Source organism: Bradyrhizobium sp. BRP23 (genome assembly GCF_020194135.1).
In the GTDB taxonomy this organism is placed as follows: Bacteria; Pseudomonadota; Alphaproteobacteria; order Rhizobiales; family Xanthobacteraceae; genus Bradyrhizobium; species Bradyrhizobium yuanmingense.
The window spans coordinates 90,301-110,637 of sequence record NZ_JADYVW010000002.1 but is presented as its reverse complement, the minus strand read 5'-3'; the positions used below and the strand labels follow the sequence as shown (position 1 = coordinate 110,637).

The 20,337-nt window shown below is 64.5% G+C and carries 21 protein-coding genes and 1 pseudogene; 7 read left to right on the top strand and 15 right to left on the bottom strand.

Annotated elements, in window-relative coordinates:
• Positions 1–80: 80 nt before the first annotated feature.
• Positions 81–2,291 (bottom strand): phosphoribosylformylglycinamidine synthase subunit PurL, encoded by a 2,211-nt coding sequence (gene purL, locus I6F24_RS04765; RefSeq protein ID WP_225151221.1) that lies wholly within the window; start codon positions 2,289–2,291, stop codon positions 81–83.
• A gap of 186 nt (positions 2,292–2,477) precedes the next feature.
• On the opposite strand from purL, the gene I6F24_RS04760 reads away from it, so the two are divergent.
• Both I6F24_RS04760 and I6F24_RS04755 read left to right on the top strand, forming a co-directional pair.
• Complete coding sequence (locus I6F24_RS04760) at positions 2,478–2,957, top strand: PaaI family thioesterase (protein ID WP_225151219.1); 480 nt, start codon at positions 2,478–2,480, stop codon at positions 2,955–2,957.
• Positions 2,958–3,033: 76 nt separating this feature from the next.
• Positions 3,034–3,999, top strand: a complete 966-nt coding sequence (locus tag I6F24_RS04755) for a DMT family transporter (RefSeq protein ID WP_225151216.1) — start codon at positions 3,034–3,036, stop codon at positions 3,997–3,999.
• A 13-nt stretch (positions 4,000–4,012) separates the two neighbouring features.
• On the opposite strand, the pseudogene I6F24_RS04750 reads toward I6F24_RS04755, so the two are convergent.
• The 3 genes and pseudogenes from I6F24_RS04750 to I6F24_RS04740 form a co-directional block, all read right to left on the bottom strand.
• A pseudogene (locus I6F24_RS04750) lies at positions 4,013–4,439 on the bottom strand (GFA family protein).
• 137 nt (positions 4,440–4,576) lie between these two features.
• Complete coding sequence (locus I6F24_RS04745; protein ID WP_225151214.1) at positions 4,577–5,314, bottom strand: tetratricopeptide repeat protein; 738 nt, start codon at positions 5,312–5,314, stop codon at positions 4,577–4,579.
• Between the two features lie 145 nt (positions 5,315–5,459).
• Entirely contained in the window at positions 5,460–6,065 is a 606-nt protein-coding gene (locus tag I6F24_RS04740) for a TetR/AcrR family transcriptional regulator (RefSeq protein ID WP_036027838.1), read from the bottom strand.
• 131 nt (positions 6,066–6,196) lie between these two features.
• Here I6F24_RS04740 and I6F24_RS04735 point away from each other — a divergent pair, with 131 nt between their 5' ends.
• Complete coding sequence (locus tag I6F24_RS04735) at positions 6,197–6,595, top strand: RidA family protein (protein ID WP_074448244.1); 399 nt, start codon at positions 6,197–6,199, stop codon at positions 6,593–6,595.
• A 47-nt stretch (positions 6,596–6,642) separates the two neighbouring features.
• On the opposite strand, the gene I6F24_RS04730 is transcribed toward I6F24_RS04735, so the two are convergent.
• On the bottom strand, positions 6,643–7,632 hold the full coding sequence (locus I6F24_RS04730) for a tripartite tricarboxylate transporter substrate binding protein BugD (protein WP_036027845.1): 990 nt from the start codon (positions 7,630–7,632) through the stop codon (positions 6,643–6,645).
• Positions 7,629–8,330: a phosphoribosylformylglycinamidine synthase subunit PurQ gene (gene purQ, locus I6F24_RS04725; protein WP_036027846.1), complete on the bottom strand. Its 702-nt coding sequence runs from the start codon at positions 8,328–8,330 to the stop codon at positions 7,629–7,631. The genes I6F24_RS04730 and purQ overlap by 4 nt, the downstream gene beginning before the upstream one ends.
• A 167-nt stretch (positions 8,331–8,497) precedes the next feature.
• Here purQ and I6F24_RS04720 point away from each other — a divergent pair, with 167 nt between their 5' ends.
• Entirely contained in the window at positions 8,498–9,514 is a 1,017-nt protein-coding gene (locus I6F24_RS04720) for a magnesium and cobalt transport protein CorA (protein WP_036027847.1), read from the top strand.
• A 19-nt stretch (positions 9,515–9,533) separates the two neighbouring features.
• Here I6F24_RS04720 and I6F24_RS04715 read toward each other — a convergent pair whose 3' ends face one another.
• From I6F24_RS04715 to purC, 3 genes are read right to left on the bottom strand one after another with little or no spacing between them, the layout of a single operon-like run.
• Entirely contained in the window at positions 9,534–9,719 is a 186-nt protein-coding gene (locus tag I6F24_RS04715; protein WP_036027848.1) for a hypothetical protein, read from the bottom strand.
• Positions 9,720–9,724: 5 nt separating this feature from the next.
• Positions 9,725–9,967 (bottom strand): phosphoribosylformylglycinamidine synthase subunit PurS, encoded by a 243-nt coding sequence (gene purS / locus I6F24_RS04710; protein WP_027548637.1) that lies wholly within the window; start codon positions 9,965–9,967, stop codon positions 9,725–9,727.
• A gap of 14 nt (positions 9,968–9,981) precedes the next feature.
• A complete protein-coding gene (gene purC, locus I6F24_RS04705) occupies positions 9,982–10,749 on the bottom strand; it encodes a phosphoribosylaminoimidazolesuccinocarboxamide synthase (RefSeq protein WP_172782948.1) in 768 nt (255 codons plus the stop codon).
• A 320-nt stretch (positions 10,750–11,069) separates the two neighbouring features.
• Between purC and I6F24_RS04700 the strand changes: the two genes are divergently transcribed.
• Positions 11,070–11,393, top strand: coding sequence for a DUF1476 domain-containing protein (locus I6F24_RS04700; RefSeq protein WP_225150536.1), 324 nt, complete (start codon positions 11,070–11,072; stop codon positions 11,391–11,393).
• A gap of 5 nt (positions 11,394–11,398) precedes the next feature.
• On the opposite strand, the gene I6F24_RS04695 is transcribed toward I6F24_RS04700, so the two are convergent.
• Positions 11,399–12,496 (bottom strand): LysR family transcriptional regulator, encoded by a 1,098-nt coding sequence (locus I6F24_RS04695; protein WP_225124747.1) that lies wholly within the window; start codon positions 12,494–12,496, stop codon positions 11,399–11,401.
• Here I6F24_RS04695 and I6F24_RS04690 point away from each other — a divergent pair.
• Positions 12,477–13,304 carry an isocitrate lyase/phosphoenolpyruvate mutase family protein gene (locus I6F24_RS04690; RefSeq protein WP_036027851.1) on the top strand — a complete coding sequence of 276 codons (828 nt, stop codon included), beginning with the start codon at positions 12,477–12,479 and terminating at the stop codon, positions 13,302–13,304. The genes I6F24_RS04695 and I6F24_RS04690 overlap by 20 nt on opposite strands.
• On the opposite strand, the gene cynS is transcribed toward I6F24_RS04690, so the two are convergent.
• The 4 genes from cynS to I6F24_RS04670 form a co-directional block, all read right to left on the bottom strand.
• Positions 13,291–13,779: a cyanase gene (gene cynS, locus I6F24_RS04685; protein WP_025037304.1), complete on the bottom strand. Its 489-nt coding sequence runs from the start codon at positions 13,777–13,779 to the stop codon at positions 13,291–13,293. The genes I6F24_RS04690 and cynS overlap by 14 nt on opposite strands.
• 75 nt (positions 13,780–13,854) lie before the next feature.
• Positions 13,855–14,778, bottom strand: coding sequence for an ABC transporter ATP-binding protein (locus I6F24_RS04680; RefSeq protein WP_225151212.1), 924 nt, complete (start codon positions 14,776–14,778; stop codon positions 13,855–13,857).
• A 5-nt stretch (positions 14,779–14,783) separates the two neighbouring features.
• Positions 14,784–15,623, bottom strand: coding sequence for a nitrate ABC transporter permease (gene ntrB / locus I6F24_RS04675; protein ID WP_225151210.1), 840 nt, complete (start codon positions 15,621–15,623; stop codon positions 14,784–14,786).
• 178 nt (positions 15,624–15,801) lie between these two features.
• Positions 15,802–17,181: a CmpA/NrtA family ABC transporter substrate-binding protein gene (locus I6F24_RS04670; RefSeq protein ID WP_225151208.1), complete on the bottom strand. Its 1,380-nt coding sequence runs from the start codon at positions 17,179–17,181 to the stop codon at positions 15,802–15,804.
• 160 nt (positions 17,182–17,341) lie between these two features.
• Between I6F24_RS04670 and I6F24_RS04665 the strand changes: the two genes are divergently transcribed.
• Positions 17,342–19,288, top strand: coding sequence for a sigma 54-interacting transcriptional regulator (locus I6F24_RS04665; RefSeq protein WP_225142562.1), 1,947 nt, complete (start codon positions 17,342–17,344; stop codon positions 19,286–19,288).
• Between the two features lie 117 nt (positions 19,289–19,405).
• Here the strand turns inward: I6F24_RS04665 and I6F24_RS04660 are convergent, their stop codons facing one another.
• The gene (locus I6F24_RS04660) at positions 19,406–20,284 is read right to left on the bottom strand and encodes a sulfurtransferase (RefSeq protein ID WP_225124739.1); all 879 of its coding nucleotides are present in this window, start codon (positions 20,282–20,284) and stop codon (positions 19,406–19,408) included.
• Between the last annotated feature and the right edge of the window lie 53 nt (positions 20,285–20,337).

The following is a 20,337-nucleotide window of genomic DNA, read 5'->3' as shown; positions in this document are numbered from 1 at the left end:
GGGACCTCGCCACAAGTGATAGCGGTCCCGGATTACGCTTACGCTCCATCCGGGCTACAGATCTGATTTGTGGCAGCGCCTTACGCCGCCTTGCCGCTCATATATTCCGGCAGCCAGCGCTCGAACGACTTGCGCAAGCTGTCGATCGTAACCGGCGTCTCGCCCGCGATCGCGATGGCATCGCCGCCGGTGGTGCCGATCCGCACGCAGGGCACCTCGCAGCCGCGCATCTTGGCGAGCACGCGGCCGGCTTCGGTTTCCGGCACGGTGACGAGATAGCGCGCCTGGTCCTCGCCGAACCAATAGGCCTGCGGCACCAGCGCAGTCGGTGCCGCCAGCAGCTTGGCGCCGATGCCGCCCGCCATCGCCATCTCGGCCAGCGCGATCAGGAGGCCGCCGTCCGACAAATCATGCACGGCGGTCGCGGTGCCCGCATGGATCATGCCGCGCACGCAATCGCCGTTGCGCTTCTCGGCCGCGAGATCGACCGGCGGCGGCGCGCCCTCCTCGCGGCCGCAGATGTCGCGCAGATAGACGGATTGGCCGAGCCAGCCATGGGTCTCGCCGATTAAGAGGATCGCCTCGCCCTCGGCCTTGAAGGCGAGCGACGCCGACTTGGTGAAATCGTCGAGCAGGCCGACACCGCCGATCGAGGGCGTCGGCAGGATCGCGCGGCCGTTGGTCTCGTTGTAGAGCGAGACGTTGCCGGACACGACCGGGAAGTCCAGCGTGCGGCAGGCTTCCGAGATGCCCTTGAGGCAGCCGACGAACTGGCCCATGATCTCGGGCCTTTCAGGGTTGCCGAAGTTGAGATTGTCGGTGATCGCGAGCGGCTTGCCGCCGACCGCGGTGATGTTGCGCCAGGCTTCCGCGACCGCCTGCATCCCGCCTTGATAGGGATCGGCCTCGCAATAGCGCGGCGTGACGTCGACGGTGAGCGCCAGGCCCTTCGGCCCGTCCTGCACGCGCACCACGGCGGCGTCGCCGCCGGGACGCTGCATGGTGTTGCCGAGGATGACGTGGTCGTACTGTTCCCAGACCCAGCGTTTGGAGCACATGTCAGGCGTGCCGATCAGCTTCTCCAGCGCAAGGCCAAGGCCCATCGGCGCCGGCACGTCGCGGGCATGCACGACCGGCAGCGCGGCCGAGGCGACGTGCGGGCGGTCATAGACCGGCGCCTCGTCGCCGAGCTCCTTGATCGGCAAATCGGCCATGACGTCGCCGCCATGCTTGACCACGAAGCGCTTGCTCGGCGTCGTGTAGCCGACCACGGCGAAGTCGAGGCCCCACTTCTTGAAGATCGCCTCGGCCTCCTTCTCCTTCTCGGGCTTGAGCACCATGAGCATGCGCTCCTGGCTCTCCGAGAGCATCATCTCGTAGGCGCTCATGCCGGTCTCGCGAGTCGGCACCGCATCAAGGTCGAGGTCGACGCCGAGGTCGCCCTTGGCGCCCATCTCCACCGCCGAGCAGGTCAGGCCCGCTGCGCCCATGTCCTGGATCGCGATGACGCAGCCCTTTTCCATGATCTCGAGGCAGGCCTCGAGCAGCAGCTTCTCGGCGAAGGGATCGCCGACCTGCACGGTCGGGCGCTTCTCCTCGGACTTGTCGTCGAACTCGGCCGAGGCCATCGAGGCACCGTGGATGCCGTCGCGGCCGGTCTTGGAGCCCAAATAGACGATCGGCATGTTCACGCCGGAGGCCGCCGCATAGAAGATCTTGTCGGCGTCGGCGAGGCCTACCGCCATGGCATTGACGAGGATGTTGCCGTCGTAGCGGGTGTGGAAGCGCACCTGGCCGCCGACCGTCGGCACGCCGAAGGAATTGCCGTAGCCGCCGACGCCCGCCACCACGCCGGAGACGAGATGCCGCGTCTTCGGATGCTCGGGCGCGCCGAAGCTCAGCGCATTGAGGCAGGCGATCGGGCGCGCGCCCATGGTGAAGACGTCGCGCAGGATGCCGCCGACGCCGGTGGTCGCGCCCTGATACGGCTCGATATAGCTCGGATGGTTGTGGCTCTCCATCTTGAAGACCACAGCCTGGCCGTCGCCGATGTCGATCACGCCGGCATTCTCGCCGGGGCCCTGGATCACCCAGGGCGCCTTGGTCGGCAGGCCGCGCAGATGGATGCGCGAGGATTTGTACGAGCAATGCTCGTTCCACATCGCCGAGAAGATGCCGAGCTCGGTGAAGGTCGGCTCCCGCCCGATCAGCTTCAGGATGCGCTCATACTCGTCGGGCTTGAGCCCGTGGGCGGCAACCAGTTCCGGGGTGATCTTTGGTTCGTTCTTCATGGATTCGAGGCTTTCGGCGGCGGTTTGGCCGTTCTTAGGAACATCGGACGGCTTCGAAAAGCCCTTTATGGCGCATTTTCCCGCTGTCCCACGTTTTGCGCCGGCAGGGCCGGCGGGAACGGGAATTGCACGGCGCGGTCGGATCGGATTTAAGGTCTAAAGACCCGCAATTGAAGGCCTATTTCCTTGCACGAATTGACCAAAGCGCCCCCGCCCCGCCGCCCCGACCTCCACGTCGCCACCGAGGGCGAATTTGTGGGTTGGCGGACCTGGATTCGCGACAGTTTTGAGTCCCATGTCGGCCCGTTCTGGCACCGGATCGAGGCCGACGGCAGCGTCCGCAGCGCCTTCCGCGTCGAGAGGAAACACCTCAACGGCTCCGGCAACGTCCATGGCGGCTGCTACATGGCCTTTGCTGACTATTCGCTGTTTGCGATCGCCACCCATGTCCTGGACAGCCGGGCGGTGACGACCAATTTCGCCTGCGAGTTCCTCGATGCGGCACGCGAGGGCGAGCTCATCGAATGCACCGGCGAGGTCACCCGCGCCGGCGGCTCGCTGATCTTCCTGCGCGGCAAGATGATGTCCGGCGAGCGCGTGCTGCTCACCTTTTCCGGCACGATCAAGCGGATGAAGCGGAAGGCGCTCCCGCACCCAAACGCATAGCTCGACGCCTTCCCTTTTCGCGCGCCCTCGCCCAGACTTCCCACCAAGCGCTTTGGCGCCGGGGAGCAAGAACAAGGTGCCGCAGAGCACATCCGAGGCGGGTCGCGCGACGGCGGCCGCATCGACGCCGTTGCCGTCCACAGCCGCTACCGGCGTGCGAAACTGGCGCGACTATGCGTTGCTGCTCGCGCTCGCCTGCTGCTGGAGCTCGACCTATCCGCTGACCAAGCTCGCGCTTCCCACCATTCCGCCGATCACCTTCATCTCGGCGCGCTCGCTGATCGCGTTCCTCTTTCTGTTCGCGATCATGCGGATGCGCGGCGTCAAGCTGCCGACCGACGTGAAGGCGTGGAAGCTGTTTGCGACCCAGCAGCTGATCAACTCGACCTTTCCGTTTCTGGTCATCACCTGGTCGCAGCAATACGTGCCGGCGTCGAACACGGTGGTGCTGGCTTCGACGACGCCGATCTTCGCCTTCCTGATCACCTCGCTGATCACGCGGCACGAGCCGGCGACGCTGCTCAAGCTCGCGGGCGCGATCCTGGGACTGGCCGGCACCGTCGCGATCGTCGGGCTCGATGCTTTGCATGGCCTTGGCAGCGAGATCGTAGCGGAGATCGCGATCCTGCTTGCCACCATTTCCTTTGCCTGCGCGACCATCTTCGGCCTCCGTCTCTCCGAGTACGATCCGATGGTGGTGGCAACCGGCTCTCTGCTGTTCGGCGGTCTCGTGCTGCTGCCGCCCGCGCTGATCATCGACCAGCCCTGGACGCTGCAACCGACTCCGACCGCGATCGTCGCCACCATCGTCATGGGCATCGTTTCCAGCGCATTGGGCCTGTTGCTGTTCTACGTCTGCCTCGGCCGGCTCGGCACGCTGACGACCAACGCCCAAGGCTATCTGCGCATTCCGATCGGCGTCGGCCTCTCGGTGCTGCTGCTCGGCGAGAGCGTGCCGTCGAACCTCGCACTGGGGTTATTGCTGGTGATGGCCGGTGTTGCGGCGATGACGGTGCCGGCGGAGCGGTTGAAGTGGCGGTAGCCGACGGCGATGGTCAATCCGCCGAAATAAAGCGGAGGGTACCCTGCACGGCGCGTCGGTTTTCCTGTGTCGTTGGTGTGATTGACACCGTCCATGACGGGCACCTCAGGAAAATCGAACGGACTTACCCCGTCGAGGCAAGCCACGTTGACAGCATACAGATTCTGGTCCGATCGACGCTGATGATGCGTGTAGATTCCGCAGCGGGAACAGAAGAAATGCTGCGCTGATCCGGTATGGAAGCGGTAGCTCGTCAGCGCATCCTCGCCCTTCAGGAACTTTATGCCGCCCATCTCCGCCATGACGACGACCGCACCGCGCATCCGGCAGTAAGAGCAGGTGCAGCGGCGGATCGAATTGAAACCGTCGCTCAGCGACGCCTCGAAACGCACCGCTCCGCAATGGCACTGACCAGCCCGGACGTTTGTGTCACTCACCATGTGGCATGCTTCTGGCGTTGCTGCGAATGACGACGCCGCTCGGCGACGTCAACGGGCAGGCGTATCTCTCAAACGTAGGCCGAACAATCAAAAGGAATCGCCCAAGGCATCAAAACAACTCACGCGGGCCGGACTCCTCACGCCGACAACTGCTTCTCCGCGATCGACAGCCACTCCGCCTGCGCCTTGCGCAGATATTTCGGCGCGCGCCGCATCTGGATCAGGAGCTCGTTGAAGACCATGCGCGCCTCTGCGGTGCGGCCGACCGTTTGCAGCAGCATGCCGTAGCGCACCCGCGCCTCGGCGCCGGGGAAGTAGTCGGCGAGCGCGTGATATTCCTCCAGCGCCTCGTCGACACGTCCGACCTCGGCGAGCGCGCGGGCATAGAGCAGATGCGCGTCGGCGGAATCGAAATCGGGCCATTGCTTCTGCAGATCGTCCAGCGTCGCCAGCGCATCGGCTGGGCGGCTGGCGGCAAATTGCGCCTGCGCCCTGCGCAGCGCGTAGGAGGGATCGTGGCCCATCGGCAGCTTCAGGATGTGATCATAGTGCGCTTCCGCTTCGCCGAACCGGCCGATATTCGCGCACTCTTCCGCCAGCGCGGCGCGGTTGGCGATGGTATCGGTGCCGGCGAGTTGGTCGGACAGCTCGCGATAGCGCTTCTCGGGATCGAGGCGATTGGCGACACGCTGGCGCGCCTGCCGGGCACCGGGGCTGGAAAACCATTCGGGAATGAGCTCGACCGCGATATAGGCGAGCGCGCCCATCATCGGCACCAGCAGGATGATGAAGGCCCAGGGCCGCAACCGTCCGGTTCGCGAGGCGTGATAGATCAGCGTGATATCGAGCAGCAGAACGACCAAAGCAACGGGCATGTGACATCCGGAAAGCACAACGACAGCCGGCCTCCTGATAATGCAATCGAACCGATGAAACAACTTTGAGTTGCGTCAACCGGCAAGAAATCAGCGAACCCGGACGCGCGCCTTAATGGTGACGAGGAGTCAGTCGCCGCAAAACCTATGCAGGTTCACGCGCCTCGCGTAGCAATCCACTCGCCAGCACTCGAAACGCGTCGACGGCCTTGCTCAGCACATTCTTGGGATCGTCGGCTGCCGCGACCCACAAGGCGGCGCTGAGCGCAGCCCCGTTCAGCAACCGCCCCGCCGCTTCGACATCGACCGGCTTCACGATTCCCTGCTCGATCAGCGCACGGATCGTTCGCATGGTGATATCGAGACAGGCGTTCTCGCCGGGCCATTTGGAGGGATCGCCGAGCACGGCAGGTCCATCCAGGAGCATGATGCGCTGGATCTCAGGTTCGAGCGCCATTTCGATATAGGCGCTTCCCTCGGCGAGCAGGCCCAGCCACGGGTTGGGCGCTTGCTCCCGAACGATGCGGAGCCGCTCCGCCATTTCACCGTCGATCTGCTCGACGACGGCCCAGAGCAGCCCCTTCTTGTCTTCGAAGTTGTGATACAGCGCGCCCCGCGTCAGACCGACGGCCGCAGTGAGTTCGTCCATCGACGCGTCTGCATAGCCCTGCGTGGCAAATGCCGCGCGTGCGGCGCGGATGAGCCTGGCCCGGTTTTCCGCCATGGCCGCGGCGCGCTTCCCCTTTGCCATGCCCTGCCCCCTTGACATACGCCTCGTATGTGAGCGATATCTCACATACGAAACGTATCTGAAATTGCCGTGACGCGCCAGCCATGGAACACCCACGATCCGCTCACGCCCATTAACCGAAAGGCCCTGCCATGCCCCAGCGAGAGGCAATCTTCCCCGCCAACCGCCACGCGCTCTATCAAGTGCATCGCTACTCCGCAGCGATCCGCTCCGGTGACCTGCTGTTCGTGTCGGGGCAGGTCGGCAGCCGCGAGGACGGCTCGCCCGAACCGGTATTCGAGGACCAGGTCCGGCGCGCGTTCGCCAATTTGCGTGCCGTGCTCGCCGCTGGTGGATGCACGCTGGACGATGTCGTCGATGTCACCACGTTCCACACCGATCCGGCGAGCCAGATCGAGACGGTGATGGCCGTTCGCGCCGAGGAGATCGGCGATCCTCCCTATCCGAACTGGACGGCCGTCGGCGTGAACTGGCTTGCCGGCTTCGACTTCGAGATCAAGGTCATCGCCCGCATTCCCGTGCTCCAGTAAGCTTCCGGGCGGCCATACGCCGGCCGCCAGCAGACAACTTGGCCGGGCTACTTGTTGGCGTCGTCCGCCAGCATCTTGCGGTACTTTTCGACGTCGCGCGTCACGAGCTTTTGCAGCACGTCGGGCGCGTGCTCGTCGGCATCGGGCGCGACGGTCGACAGGTCGGCGAAGCGCTTCTTCACCGCTTCGGTCTCGACGGCCGTGCGCGCCGTGGCATTCAGCTTGGCGATCACGGCCGGCGGCGTGCCCTTGGGCGCGAACAGGCCGTTCCAGCCTTGTGCCTCGAACTCGGGCAGGCCCGCTTCTGCCGAGGTCGGCAGATCCGGCAGCGTTGAGAGCCGAACGGTCGAGCCGACCACGAGGCCCTTCACCAGCTTGTCGTTGATCGACTGCGACACCGAGGCGGCCGCGTCGCAGACGCCGTCGATCTGGCCGCCGACCGCGTCGGTCAGCGCCGGCGCGGCGCCGCGATAGCCGATCAGCGTCGCGTCGATCCCGGCTGCTGTGACGAAGCTTTTGCAGATCAGATAGTTCGAGGAGCCGACGCCGGCATGGCCGAAATTGATCTTGCCCGGATTCGCCTTGGCATAGGCGATGAACTCTTTCAGGTCCTTCGCTGGAAAGTCCTTGCGCAGCGCGATGATGCCGAACGTCTTCGCCACCATCGCGATCGGCACGAAGGAATCAGGCGTGAACGGCAGTTTTGGATAGATCGTGTAGGTCGCGGCATTGGTGCCGGCATTGCCGATCGCAATCGTATAACCATCCGGCTCGGCGCGGGAGGCCCGCGCCAGCGCGGTCGAGCCGCCGGCCCCCGCAACATTCTCGATCACGATGGGCTGGCCGAGCGCGATGCCCATCTGCTCGGCCACCGCCCGCGCGATCACGTCCGAGGTGCCGCCGGCCGCGAACGGCACGATCATGGTGATGGGACGCTTGGGATAGTCCTGCGCGGATGCGCAAGTGGCGATCGAAAATGTCGCGAACGCTAGCGCCGCGATCGCGGCGAGCGCACGCTTCACCACGAACGAGATCACGCGGCTTTTTCCAGATGCTGGGCGAGACCGGCGAACAAGCCGCGACCATCGGTGCAGCCCATGATGTCTTCGACGTGGTTTTCCGGATGCGGCATCATGCCGAGCACGTTGCCCCGGTCGTTGACGATGCCGGCGATCGAATGCGCGGCGCCGTTGATGTTGTTGAAATCGTCGACTTCGCCGGCAGCGGAGCAATAGCGATAGAGCACCCGCCCCTCGCCTTCGAGCCGCTTGATGGTCTCTTCGTCCGCCTCGTAATTGCCCTCGCCATGGGCGACCGGCACGCGGATCACCTGGCCGGCATTGTAGCCGCGGGTGAACGGCGTGTCGGAACGCTCGACGCGCAGATGCACGTCGCGGCAGATGAATTTCAGCCGCGCGTTACGCATCAGCACGCCCGGCAAGAGACCGGACTCGCACAGGATCTGAAAGCCGTTGCAGACGCCGAGCACGAGGCCGCCCTTGGCCGCATAGTCGCGCACCGCATCCATCACCGGTGCACGCGCCGCAATCGCGCCGCAGCGCAGGTAATCGCCGTAGGAGAAGCCGCCGGGCACGACGACGAGATCGGTGCCCGCAGGCAGCGCGGTCTCGGCGTGCCAGACCATCGCGGGCTCGCTGCCGGAGATCAGCCTCAACGCGCGCGCCATGTCGCGCTCGCGGTTGATTCCGGGAAAGACGAGGATGGCGGCTTTCATGGCAGAGGTTCCGACGCGGCTGGGAATCGAGGCTGGCCAACGGGCCAATTCGTGAACAGACATAACCATTTGACGGAGATTTTACCAGTGCTAGCGTTGCGGAGCGCCCTTGTACACAGGCCATAGCCACGCGCCTTTGGCCGCTCGATTTGCCCGGGATTGAAGCCATGAACGTCCCGTCGCTGCCCGCATCTCTCGCCGAAGCAGTATCCGCCGAGGGCGTGGTCGCCGCCGGCGCTTATGTCGACGGCCGCCGGGTCGCCAATATCGCCATCAGCGAGGCCTCGAGCTGGCGAGCCAAGCCCGGCCATGTCGTGTGGATCGGGCTGCACGAGCCCGACATGGCGCTGCTCGGCGCGGTGCAGAAGCAGTTCGACCTGCACGACCTCGCGATCGAGGACGCCAACCACGCCCATCAACGGCCGAAGATCGAGCAATATGGCGAGGCCCTGTTCATCGTCGCGCGCACCGCGCAATTGATCGAGGGGCGCATTGCCTTCGGCGAGACCCACATCTTCGTCGGCGAAGGCTATCTGGTCTCGGTGCGCCACGGCGCCTCGACCTCCTACACGCCGGTGCGCGAGCGCTGCGAGAGCTGTCCGCGGGCGCTCGCGCGCGGCGAGGACTACATCCTCTATGCCATCCTCGATTTCATCGTCGACAATTACTCGCCCGTGCTGGAGAGCATCCACGACGAGATCGAGAGCATCGAGGACGACGTGCTCTCCAAGCAGATCAGCAAGGCGCAGATCGAGCGGCTCTACATGCTTCGCCGCGACCTGTTGCGGCTGAGGACCGCGATCGGCCCGCTGGTGGAGGTCTGCCGCCGGCTGGAGCATGACGACCTCTCGATGGTGCGGCAGGCCATGCAGCCGCTGTTCCGCGACGTCACCGACCACGTCCGCAACATCCAGGAGCGCATCGATTCCATGCGCGAGGTGCTGGCCTTCGCCTTCGAGGCAAGCCTTTTGGTCGGCCAGGCCCAGGAGACGGCGGTATCCAAGAAGCTCGCATCCTGGCTCGCCATCATCGCGGTCCCGACCGCGCTCGCCGGCATCTACGGCATGAACTTCAAGCACATGCCTGAGCTGGAATGGGAGTACGGCTATTTCATGCTGCTGGGCGTGATGCTGACGGCATGCGGCTCGCTGTACTGGCGTTTTCGGCGGGCCGGGTGGCTGTGAGTCCAGACGCTCAGACTGGTTACATGCCTCGTCTGCCAGACCACGTGCTCTGCGCCACCTGAAGGTCGTGCAGCATGAGAAGCTGCTCTTCTCGACAGGCGCTCAGCTCAGACCTGATTTCGTCGATCTTGTATTCGACATCACCGAGCGTTTGCTCGACCTGCTTCAGCAGCTCCAAAATCAGCTCTTTGCCGATATCCGCCACTCCGCTCAGCCTTTCATCTCGATCGCATAATTCTCGATCACGGTGTTCGCCAAGAGCTTGTCGGCGGCCTCCTTCAGCGCCGCCTCCGCCTTGGCCTTGTCGGCGCCGGCGAGCTCGATGTCGAACACCTTGCCCTGGCGGACGCTGGCGACGCCGTCGACGCCGAGCGACTTCAACGCGCCTTCGATGGCCTTGCCCTGCGGATCGAGGATGCCCGTCTTCAGGGTAACGGTAACACGTGCCTTCACGTCAAAAGTCCTCTTCAGCTCTTCACCAGCACCGGGCCGGTGCCCTGGGGACGCTCGTTCTCCATGAGGATGCCGAGACGCTTTGCAACTTCGGTGTAGGCCTCGAGCAGGCCGCCGAGATCCCTGCGGAAACGATCCTTGTCGAGCTTCTCGTTCGACTTGATGTCCCACAGCCGGCAGCTGTCCGGCGAGATCTCGTCGGCGACGATGATGCGCATCATCTCGTTCTCGAACAGGCGCCCGCACTCCATCTTGAAGTCGACGAGGCGGATGCCGATGCCGAGGAAGAGGCCGGTGAGGAAGTCGTTGACGCGGATGGCGAGCGCCATGATGTCGTCGATCTCCTGCGGCGTCGCCCAGCCGAAGGCGGTGATGTGCTCTTCCGACACCATGGGGTCGTTGAGCTGGTCGTTCTTGTAGTAGAACTCGATAATCGAGCGGGGCAGCTGCGTGCCCTCCTCGATGCCGAGGCGCTGCGACAGCGAGCCGGCGGCGACGTTCCGCACCACCACCTCCAGCGGCACGATCTCGACCTCGCGAATCAACTGCTCGCGCATGTTGAGGCGGCGGATGAAATGGGTCGGCACCCCGATGTCGTTGAGGTGCTGAAACAGGTACTCCGAGATCCGATTGTTGAGGACGCCTTTGCCCTCGATCACCTGATGCTTTTTCGCATTGAACGCGGTGGCATCGTCCTTGAAGTGCTGGATCAGGGTACCGGGCTCGGGGCCTTCGTAAAGAACCTTTGCCTTGCCTTCATAAATGCGACGCCGACGGCTCATGGGGATGTACCGTGTTTTGTTGAAATCCATGAATTTGGTGTGCTCCGGTTGACTAGGATTACGACCCACAGCGGAGCTGCCGTGAACGGCCAGGAACCCATCTATAACCCGTTGGAAACAGAACGGGAACCAAGCCTTAGGCAACCTATCCGATTGGCTGTCCGAGCACAATCGATCCGGCCGTCCGGCGCCAACTTATACCGTCTTGCCTGCGGCTTAACGGCCCGTTGTTTTGCCGATTCGTGCTATCTATGTAGGCATGCAGCCGGGTCGCCGCAACGGAAGGCTCCCGCTTCATTCAGCGAGGATTTGGAACAGGCATGAGCGAGTTCGATAAGCGCCAGGAAGGCTTCGAGAAGAAGTTCGCCCTCGACGAGGAGCAGAAGTTCAAGGCGGAGGCCCGCCGCAACCGGCTGCTCGGCCTGTGGGCAGCCGAGAAGCTCGGCATTACCGGTGATGCCGCCACCGCCTATGCCAAGGAGGTGGTTGCGGCCGATTTCGAGGAGGCCGGCGATGCCGACGTCGTGCGCAAGCTGACGACCGATTTCGCCGCCAAGAACGTCGCCGTCACCGAGCAGGCGATTCGCGCCAAGATGAGCGAGCTGCTCGCAGTTGCCGCCGCCGAGGTGAAGGCGGGGAAATAATCGAGTCAACCGACCCGCCGGCGCGCAATAGCCTTGCGCGCCGGCGTTCTTCTTCTGCCTTCCCGCGTGGTCGAGACATTCGGCCCGGCATAGTTGCGGCGGATGGTTTCGAGCAGGCGCTCTGCGGCAGCGCTCAAAAACCCGTCACGACGCGTGACGAGGATGATATCCTGGTGCGCACCAAGGTCGCCCACGGCGATCGTCGCAATCGAGCCCGCACGCAGCTCCTCCGCCACATGGCTTTTTGCCAGCAGTGCAAGACCGAAGCCCGATTCCACCAGCCGCTTCTGCGCAGTGAGGCTGTCCACGGCCGTCCATTCCACCTCGCCAAGTCCCCGCGTCAGAAACAGCGCGAACACGTGAGCCGCGGCAATCTCGCGGCGCCCGCGAATCTCGGGGAATGCGATCCAGCGCTCGCCACCAAGCTCGGCGAGGCGTTTCACCCGCTGTCCGGCGCGAGGATGGTCGGGCGCACAGACCACTTGCAACGATTCGCGCAGGATCTGCTCGCAGGCGAGATCGCCCGAGCCGTCGGCGTTGTAGCGCAGGCCTATCGTGGCCTCGCCGCGCCGGATGAGATCGCTGACCTCCGCGCTGGTCGCCGTCCGCAAGCTCAGCACGACGGCGGGATGCTCCTTGGTAAACCGCTTCATGATGGTCGAGAGGCGGCTGTCAGCGAGCGTCCCGGTCACGGCCAGCGAAACCGGCCCTGCATTCTGCTTGGTCAGTGCGCGGATCGCCTGTTCGGCATCCTGCGCCGCGGCCACTGCGCGCTCGGCATAGGGGATCAGCACGCGCCCGGCATCGCTCAGCCGGGTGCGGCCTGCCACCCGCTCGAACAGGGGAACGCCGAGCTCCTGCTCCAATAGAGCGATACGGCGCGAAATCGCCGGCTGCGAGCGGTGCAGGAATTTCGCGGCATGCGAAATCCCGCCTCTGCGATGAACCGCCAGGAAGGTGTTGAGGGCGTCACTGTCCATCGCGACCTCATGCAAAAAGCTGATGATATCTGACAGAATAACAAATTTGGCGGATGACGAAAGTGCGCCTAAAGCTCGTTGGGATAGACAATGGAGACGAGCCATGACGAGCCAGTTGGACAAGGCGAGAGCGTTTCGCGCGTTGCACGAGCGGCCCGGTGCCTTCATCATTCCCAATCCATGGGATGCCGGCACCGCGAAGCTGCTCGCGGCGATGGGCTTCGAAGCCCTGGCCACTACGAGCCTCGGGGTCGCCAACATGCTCGGCAGCAGCGGCGTCAGCCTCGACGTCATCCTCGCCAACGCACGCACGATCGTCGAAGCCACCGACCTGCCCGTCAGCGTCGATCTCGAGAATTGTGGCGCACATGAGCCGAGACGCGCCGCCGAAGCTATTCGGCGTGCCGCAGACACTGGCGCGGTGGGCGGCTCGATCGAGGATTTCAGCGGCGATCGCGATCGCCCGATCTACGACTTCTCCCACGCCGTCGAGCGCGTCCAGGCCGCGGTGGAGGTGGCACGCGCGCTGCCCATTCCGTTCACGCTGACAGCGCGGGCCGAGAACTTCCTGCACGGCCGCAAGGACATCGACGATACGATCCGCCGCCTGCAGGCCTTCGAGGCCGCTGGCGCCGACGTCCTCTATGCCCCGGGCCTGTACGATCTCGCCACGATCAGGACGGTGGTGTCCTCGCTGGGCAAGCCCTTCAACCACGTGATGGGCTTTGCCGACCCGACGCTAACCGTCGAGCAATTATCCGCCGCTGGCGTCAAGCGCATCAGCGTCGGCGGAGCCATGTCGCGCTACGCGCTCGCAGCGTTCCTGAACTGCGCGCGCGAGATGAAGGACAAGGGGTCCTTCACCTACATCCGCGAGATGGCGCCGGTCGGCGAGCTGCGCGCCGCCTTCGCCGCGGTCACTCCTCCTTGAAGCCGTACTCCGGCACGTTGCCGCTGGCGCCGTAATATTTATACGGCAGGAACTTGCCGCTCATGGTGATCTTGACGCGGTCGCCCTTGGGGTTGGCGACGCGCTCGATGCCCATGTCGAAGTCGATCGCCGACATGATGCCGTCGCCGAACTCCTCCTCGATCAGCGCCTTCCAGGCCGGACCGTTCACCATCACCATCTCGTAGAAGCGGTAGATCAGCGGGTCGGTCGGCGGCATCGGCGTGCCGGTGCCGCGCATCGGCACCTCATTGAGCATGGCAACTTCCGCCTTCGACAGGCCGAACAGCTCGCCGGCATTGGCAGCCTGCGGCTTCGTCAGCTTCATCTGGCCCATGATCGCACCGACGATCAGCACCTCGGAATAGCCGCCGATCTTTTCGCAGATGTGCTTCCAGCTCCAGCCCTTCTCGCGCTTGATGTCGAGCAGTTTTTCGGTGAGGTCTTCGCGTTTCATGTCGGGGTCTCCTTTCAAAAGCATGATCCGGAAAAGTGTGAAGCGGTTTTTCCGTGGATCATGCGTCTACAAAAATCAGGCGCTCAATCCGGGGTTTGTCCCCGGCATCCAGGTCTGTCGCGGCTCTTCGCCGCTTGATGCGATCGAGAGCCCGGGCTTGCCGATCTGCACCGTCGGCACATTGCGCGGATCGTGATCCGGCTTTTCAGTGGTAAAAGTCTTGCTGCGCGTCACCAGGAAATCGATGATGTGGTTGCGCAGCGCGTAGTACAGCGGATGGCGGTGCAGGTCGGTGCGGCCGCGGTCCCGCGGCAGCGGGTTCTCGACCACCTCCGCCAGCACCGCGCCGGGACCGTTGGTCATCAGGAAGATCTTGTCGGCGAGATAGATCGCCTCGTCGACGTCGTGGGTGATCATGAACGCGGTCTGCCCGGTCTCCAGGCAAATCCGCCGCACCTCGTCCTGCAGCGTGCCGCGCGTCAGCGCGTCCAGCGCCGAGAACGGCTCGTCCATCAGCATCATCTTCGGCGTGATCGACAGCGCCCGTGCGATGCCAACGCGCTGCTTCATGCCGCCCGACAGCTCCGAGGGACGCTTGTGCTCGGCGCCGGAGAGGCCGACCAGATCGATGAACTTCTGCGCATGCGCCTTGACCTTGGCGCGGTCCCAGCTGCGCCATTTCGAGCTGACGGCATAGGCGACGTTACCGAGTACCGTGCGCCAGGGCAGCAGCGCATGGCTCTGGAAGATCACGGCGCGGTCGAGGCTGGTGCCCGAGATCGCCTGACCGTCGACGATGACCGCGCCCTCGCTCGGCGCATCGAGCCCGGCGAGGATGTTGAGCACCGTGGTCTTGCCGCAGCCGGAATGGCCGATCACGCAACAAAACTCGCCGCGCGCCATCGAGAGCCAGAGGTTCTCGAAGATGGTGGTCGCCGCGCCGCCCGCGCCGGGATAGCGCTTGGCGATGCCTTCGATCGAGATGAACTTGTCGGTCATCGCCTCTACTCCGGAAACGTGACCATGCGCGTGAAGCGCGCCAGGATCTGGTCGAGCAGCATGCCGACGATCCCGATCAGGAGGATCGCGATGATGACGTTGGTGATCGAGAGATTATTCCACTCGTTCCAGACGAAGTAGCCGATGCCGGTGCCGCCGACGAGCATCTCGGCTGCGACGATCACCAGCCAGGCGATGCCGATCGAGATGCGCATGCCGGTCAGGATGGTCGGGGCCGCTGCCGGCAGGATCACGGTGAAGGCCCGCCTGACGGTGCCGACCTCGAGCGTCCGCGCGACGTTGATCCATTCCTTGCGCACGCTCGCGACGCCGAACACCGTGTTGAGCAGCATCGGCCAAATCGAGCAGATGAAGATGACGAAGATCGCGGAGACCGAGGAATCCTTGATGGTGTAGAGCGCGAGCGGCATCCAGGCCAAAGGCGAGATCGGCTTCAAGACCTGGATGAACGGATCGAGCGCCTTGCTCAGCAGCGGCGACATGCCGATCAGAAAGCCGAGCGGGATCGCCACCAGCACGGCCAGGAGATAGCCGGTGCCGACGCGCGCAATGGAATAGCCGAGCTGGATGCCGAGCCCCTTGTCGTTCGGCCCGTTGTCGTAGAACGGCCGCTTCAGGTGCTCCCACAGCTTGGCGCCGACATCGAGCGGCCCCGGCATGGCAGATTTGCCTTGCGTTGCGGTCAGGCCCATCAGCTTGGCGTATTCCGGGCTCATCGTCGTCGTCGCGGCGGTCGAGCGCGTGGCGATATGCCAGATGCCGAGGAAAGCGGCGAGCAGCACGAGGGAGACGAGGCCGGCGCGGAGGCGGAGGGAGGCGGTCATCTCCCTCTCCCCGTTCTTACGGGGGCGCGACGAGCTTCGCTCGCGCTGAGAGGGTCGGGGTGAGGGGCCTCCCTCAACACGTGAGATTGTCGAGGGACCTGTACCCCCTCACCCGGATCGCAAGAGCGATCTGACCTCTCCCCGCAAGCGGGGCGAGGTGAAGATAGAGCGCGGGCCATCACGACGCCTTCCTGATCTTGAAGCTCGCCAGATAATCCTCGGGCTTGGCCGGATCGAAATTCTTGCCCATCACCGCGAACGACTTGTAGGCACTCGCCGGCGGCGTGAGGCCCATCTCGGTCATCAGCTTCTTGGTATCGGTTGCCAGATACACCTGCTCGGCCACCGCCTTGTAGTCGACGTCGCCCTTGATCTGGCCCCAGCGCTTCATCTGCGTCAGCATCCAAACCGCAAAGGACTGCCAGGGGAACGGATCGAAATCGACGCGCTTGGGATCGGTCTTCACCCCGCCGAGGCCGTCGGCGTAGGTGCCGGTCAGGACCTGCTCCAGCACGGTGACAGGCGCGTTGATGTAGTTCGCCGGCGCGATGGCTTCGGCAATCTGCTTGCGGTTCTCGGCCTTGGAAGCATAGGCGGTGGCATCGACGATCGCCCGCGTCAGCGCCGCGAAGCTGTTCGGCGCGGTGGTGATGAACTCGCGGCTGGCGGCAAAGCTGCAGCAGGGATGGCCGTCCCAGATCTCCTTGGAGAGCAGATGCATGAAGCCGACGCCGTCATAGATTGCGCGCTGGCAGATGTTGTCGGGCGCGAGGAAGCCGTCGATGTTGTCGGCACGCAAATTCGCGACCATCTCCGGCGGCGGCACCGAGCGCAACTGCACGTCGGTATCGGGATCGAGACCGTGCTCGGCGAGGTAATAGCGCAAGAGATAATTGTGCATGGAATAGTCGAAGGGGATGGCGAATTTCAGCCCCTTCCAGTCCTTCGGATCGCGCTTGTCCTTGTGCTTGCTCGCCAGCACGATGCCCTGCCCGTTGATGTTCTCGATGGCCGGGACGGTGAACGGAATGGCGTTGGCGCCAAGGCCGAGCGAGATCGCGATCGGCATCGGTGCCAGCATGTGCGCGGCGTCGTATTCCTTGTTGATGGTCTTGTCGCGGATCACGGCCCAGCCGGCGGTCTTCACCACTTCGACGTTGAGGCCGTGCTTGGCATAGAAGCCCATTGGCGCTGCCATGATGATCGGCGTCGCGCAGGTGATCGGGATGAAGCCGACCTTGAGGTCCTTCTTCTCGGGCGCGCCGGCTTGCGCGAACACCTCGGTCGCCGTCTTCATCGGGAAGAATTGCGACAGCGCCGCGAGCGCGGTCGATGCTCCGACCGACTTCAGAAAAGCACGCCGCGCCACGTCCTGCGGAAACATCGCGCGCATCAATGCGGAGGCGACCACGCCCTCGTAGCGCTGCTCTTCGCTTGCGACCGGCTCGCAATGCAGCGCCGTCGCCTGCTCATGCTCAGCTGCGGAACGATGCTGGCCGCAAACACAGCCGGCTCGAAGCTTGCGATCGGGATCAAACGGATTGTCGAACGTGGACATCGGCCCTCCTGCGCGTCAATGCGAGAAGGAATTACGCAAGGAGCATGCCACCGACGAAGAAGCGGACATTGCCTTGATGACGCAGCATTTTCACCCGCGCTTGGCCGCTACGAAAACTCGTGATAAACGAGATTTCGTAGTTCAATTACGAGATTTCGCAATGGCAACGACGCCAATGCCCGTCCACGACGAGGTGGCCCCCGTCATCGACCCGCGCATCGCGGCGTTCGAATCCTCGGTCGAGGCGATGCTGCTGGTCGATCCCTACGGCGACCAGATCGTCGATGCCAATCCCGCCGCCTGCGCCCTGCTCGGTTACGACCGCGCTTTGCTGCGGCAGACCAGGGCCAGCACGCTCCACGCCGGCGAGCTTGCCGCCCTCACTGTCTTCACCCAGGCCGTGCTGCACAAGGGCGCCTACTGGACCACCGCGCTCAATCCCCGTCACGCCACCGGGCAAGATCTCAAGCTCGAATATGCCGGCTGCCTGCTGCCGCATGACGGCCGCACGCTGCTGCTGCTGACGCTGACCGACCTCGAAGCCCGCCGCCGGCGCAATGTCGATGCTGCCGCCGAAGACCACATGCGCGGCGGCATCTCGACCTGGCAGCGGGTCGAGCGCGTGTTCCAGGACATCGAGCGCGAGAACCAGCTGATCCTGCGCGCCGCCGGCGAAGGCATCTATGGCGTCAACGCCGAAGGCAAGACCACCTTCGTCAATCCCGCGGCCGAGCGCATGCTGGGCTGGACCGCCGAGGAGCTGGTCGGCAAGGAGATCCACCCGATCGTCCACCACACCCATCACGACGGCCGGCACTATCACAACCACGACTGCCCGATCTATGCGGCGTTCCGCGACGGCGCCGTGCACCAGGTCGACGGCGAGGTGTTTTGGCGCAAGGACGGCTCGCCGGCCTGGGTCGAGTACACCTCGACACCGATCCGCGACCGCGGCGTCGTGGTCGGCGCCGTCGTGGTGTTTCGCGATGTCAGCCAGCGCCGCGAGGCCGCCGAGAAGCTGCACGCGGCCCTTGCCGAGGTCGACCGCTTGCGCGAGCGGCTCGAGCTGGAGAACGCCTATCTCCAGGAGGAAATCCGCATCGAGACCAACCCGCGCGGCATCATCGGGGGAAGCGAGGCGATCCAGAAGACGCTGCGCCAGGTCAAGCTGGTGGCGCCGACCACCGCGGCGGTGATGATCACCGGCGAATCCGGCACCGGCAAGGAGCTGATCGCGCGCGCCATCCACGAGGATTCCACCCGCAGCGACCGGCCGCTGATCCGCGTCAACTGCGCCGCGATCCCGCGCGAATTGTTCGAGAGCGAGTTCTTCGGCCATGTCCGCGGCGCCTTCACCGGCGCAACGCGCGACCGCATCGGCCGCTTCGAGCTCGCCGACGGCGGCACGCTATTCCTCGACGAGGTCGGCGAGATCCCGCTCGAGCTGCAAGGCAAGCTGCTGCGCGTCTTGCAGGAAGGCCATTTCGAGCGCGTCGGCGAGGCGCGCACCCGCGCCGTCGACGTTCGCGTCATCGCCGCGACCAATCGCGATCTCAAGCAGGAGGTCCAGCGCGGCCGCTTTCGCGAGGATCTCTATTTCCGTCTCAACGTGTTTCCGATTGAGACCGTCCCCTTGCGCGAACGCCGCGAGGACATTCCCCTGCTGGCCCAGCATTTCCTGACGCGCGAGAGCAAGGCGCTGAAATCGAACCTCCGTCTGTCGGAGGGCGATGCGCGGCGGCTGACCCGCTACAACTGGCCCGGCAATGTCCGCGAACTCCAGAACGTGATCGAGCGCGCTGCGATTCTGTCGCAGAACGGCCGCCTGCGCATCGATCTGCCCGATCCTTCAGGTGAACAAGCGCCCAGCGGCGCCACCCGCCAGAGGCCCGACGCGCGCCCCGCAATCATGACGTCGTCGGAAATGCGCGACCACGAGCGCGCCAACATTCTCGCCGCGCTTGAGGCCTGCGCCGGAAAAGTCTTCGGCCCCGGCGGCGCCGCCGAGATGCTCGACATCAAGCCGACCACGCTGGCCTCACGGATCAAGGCGCTGGGAATCGCGCCTCGTCCGCAAGGGGCCCATCCTTCGAGACGCCCGCTTTAGGCGGGCTCCTCAGGATGAGGTCGGAGTGCGCGGCAACAGCATCAACCGACACCGGTGCCGCTTAGCCTCATCCTGAGGAGACCGCGAAGCGGTCGTCTCGAAGGACGAGGCGCGCGCTCAGGCTGCCTTGGTGGTGACGTCCGATGCGATCGGCAGGCCCTGCTCGATCGGCAGCGAGGGATCGCGCGACCATTCGTTCCAGGATCCGAAATACATCCGCACGTCCTTCACCCCGGCGTTCTTCAGAGCCAGGAACGTGTTCGAAGCGCGCGCGCCCTTGAAGCAGTAGAGATAGACCGGCGTGGTCTGCGAGATGCCGACGGTGGCGCATTCCGCCAGAATCTCGTCCTTGGACTTGAAGCGCGGGCCTTCGGCGGTCGGCTTCATCATGCGATACCATTCCAGCCATACGGCGCCGGGAATGCGGCCCTTGCGCGGGCAGAAATCCTTGCCGTACGGGGACGAGCTGTCGCCGATCCATTCGTCGACGTCGCGGACGTCGAGGATCGCGATGCCGGGCTTGCCGACCGCGGCGAGCATGGTCTTGGCATCGATCAGGATCTCGCCGGCTTCAGGCACGATCGCGAACGAGGCCTTCCCAGGTGTGGGAACATCCTTGCTCACCGGGAAGCCCGCGGCCGACCAGGCGTCGAAGCCGCCATGCAGCACCTTCACCTTGGGATAGCCGAGCATGGTGAGCAGGTAATAGCCGCGGCAGGACTGGCCGAAGCCGGAGTTCATCGACTGTTCGTAGATCACCGCCGTCTCCTTGCCGGAAAGACCGGCGCCGCCGAACGCATCGGCGAACTTGGTCTTCAGCTCGGCCATGCCCTCGGGCGTGGAGGTCGCCAGGAACGTGAAGATCTCATGCACGTTGACGGCGCCCGGCAGATGGCCGGCGGCGTAGGCGTCGGGATTGCGGGTGTCGATGACGACACACGGCTCGGTCTTCAAGAGATCGGCGAGTTCGACGGCAGTGATCAGAACGTCAGTCATGGCAGCCTCTCCGTTGAGGTTGGGGGTCTTCGGGTGGACTCATTGAACTCAAG

Coding starts and splice junctions, on each gene's coding strand:
- purL (WP_225151221.1), bottom strand. CDS start 2,291: ATGAAGAACGAACCAAAGATCACCCCGGAACTGGTTGCCGCCCACGGG.
- I6F24_RS04745 (WP_225151214.1), bottom strand. CDS start 5,314: ATGCCCGTTGCTTTGGTCGTTCTGCTGCTCGATATCACGCTGATCTAT.
- I6F24_RS04740 (WP_036027838.1), bottom strand. CDS start 6,065: ATGGCAAAGGGGAAGCGCGCCGCGGCCATGGCGGAAAACCGGGCCAGG.
- I6F24_RS04735 (WP_074448244.1), top strand. CDS start 6,197: ATGCCCCAGCGAGAGGCAATCTTCCCCGCCAACCGCCACGCGCTCTAT.
- purQ (WP_036027846.1), bottom strand. CDS start 8,330: ATGAAAGCCGCCATCCTCGTCTTTCCCGGAATCAACCGCGAGCGCGAC.
- I6F24_RS04720 (WP_036027847.1), top strand. CDS start 8,498: ATGAACGTCCCGTCGCTGCCCGCATCTCTCGCCGAAGCAGTATCCGCC.
- purC (WP_172782948.1), bottom strand. CDS start 10,749: ATGAGCCGTCGGCGTCGCATTTATGAAGGCAAGGCAAAGGTTCTTTAC.
- I6F24_RS04700 (WP_225150536.1), top strand. CDS start 11,070: ATGAGCGAGTTCGATAAGCGCCAGGAAGGCTTCGAGAAGAAGTTCGCC.
- I6F24_RS04690 (WP_036027851.1), top strand. CDS start 12,477: ATGACGAGCCAGTTGGACAAGGCGAGAGCGTTTCGCGCGTTGCACGAG.
- cynS (WP_025037304.1), bottom strand. CDS start 13,779: ATGAAACGCGAAGACCTCACCGAAAAACTGCTCGACATCAAGCGCGAG.
- I6F24_RS04680 (WP_225151212.1), bottom strand. CDS start 14,778: ATGACCGACAAGTTCATCTCGATCGAAGGCATCGCCAAGCGCTATCCC.
- ntrB (WP_225151210.1), bottom strand. CDS start 15,623: ATGACCGCCTCCCTCCGCCTCCGCGCCGGCCTCGTCTCCCTCGTGCTG.
- I6F24_RS04670 (WP_225151208.1), bottom strand. CDS start 17,181: ATGTCCACGTTCGACAATCCGTTTGATCCCGATCGCAAGCTTCGAGCC.
- I6F24_RS04665 (WP_225142562.1), top strand. CDS start 17,342: ATGGCAACGACGCCAATGCCCGTCCACGACGAGGTGGCCCCCGTCATC.
- I6F24_RS04660 (WP_225124739.1), bottom strand. CDS start 20,284: ATGACTGACGTTCTGATCACTGCCGTCGAACTCGCCGATCTCTTGAAG.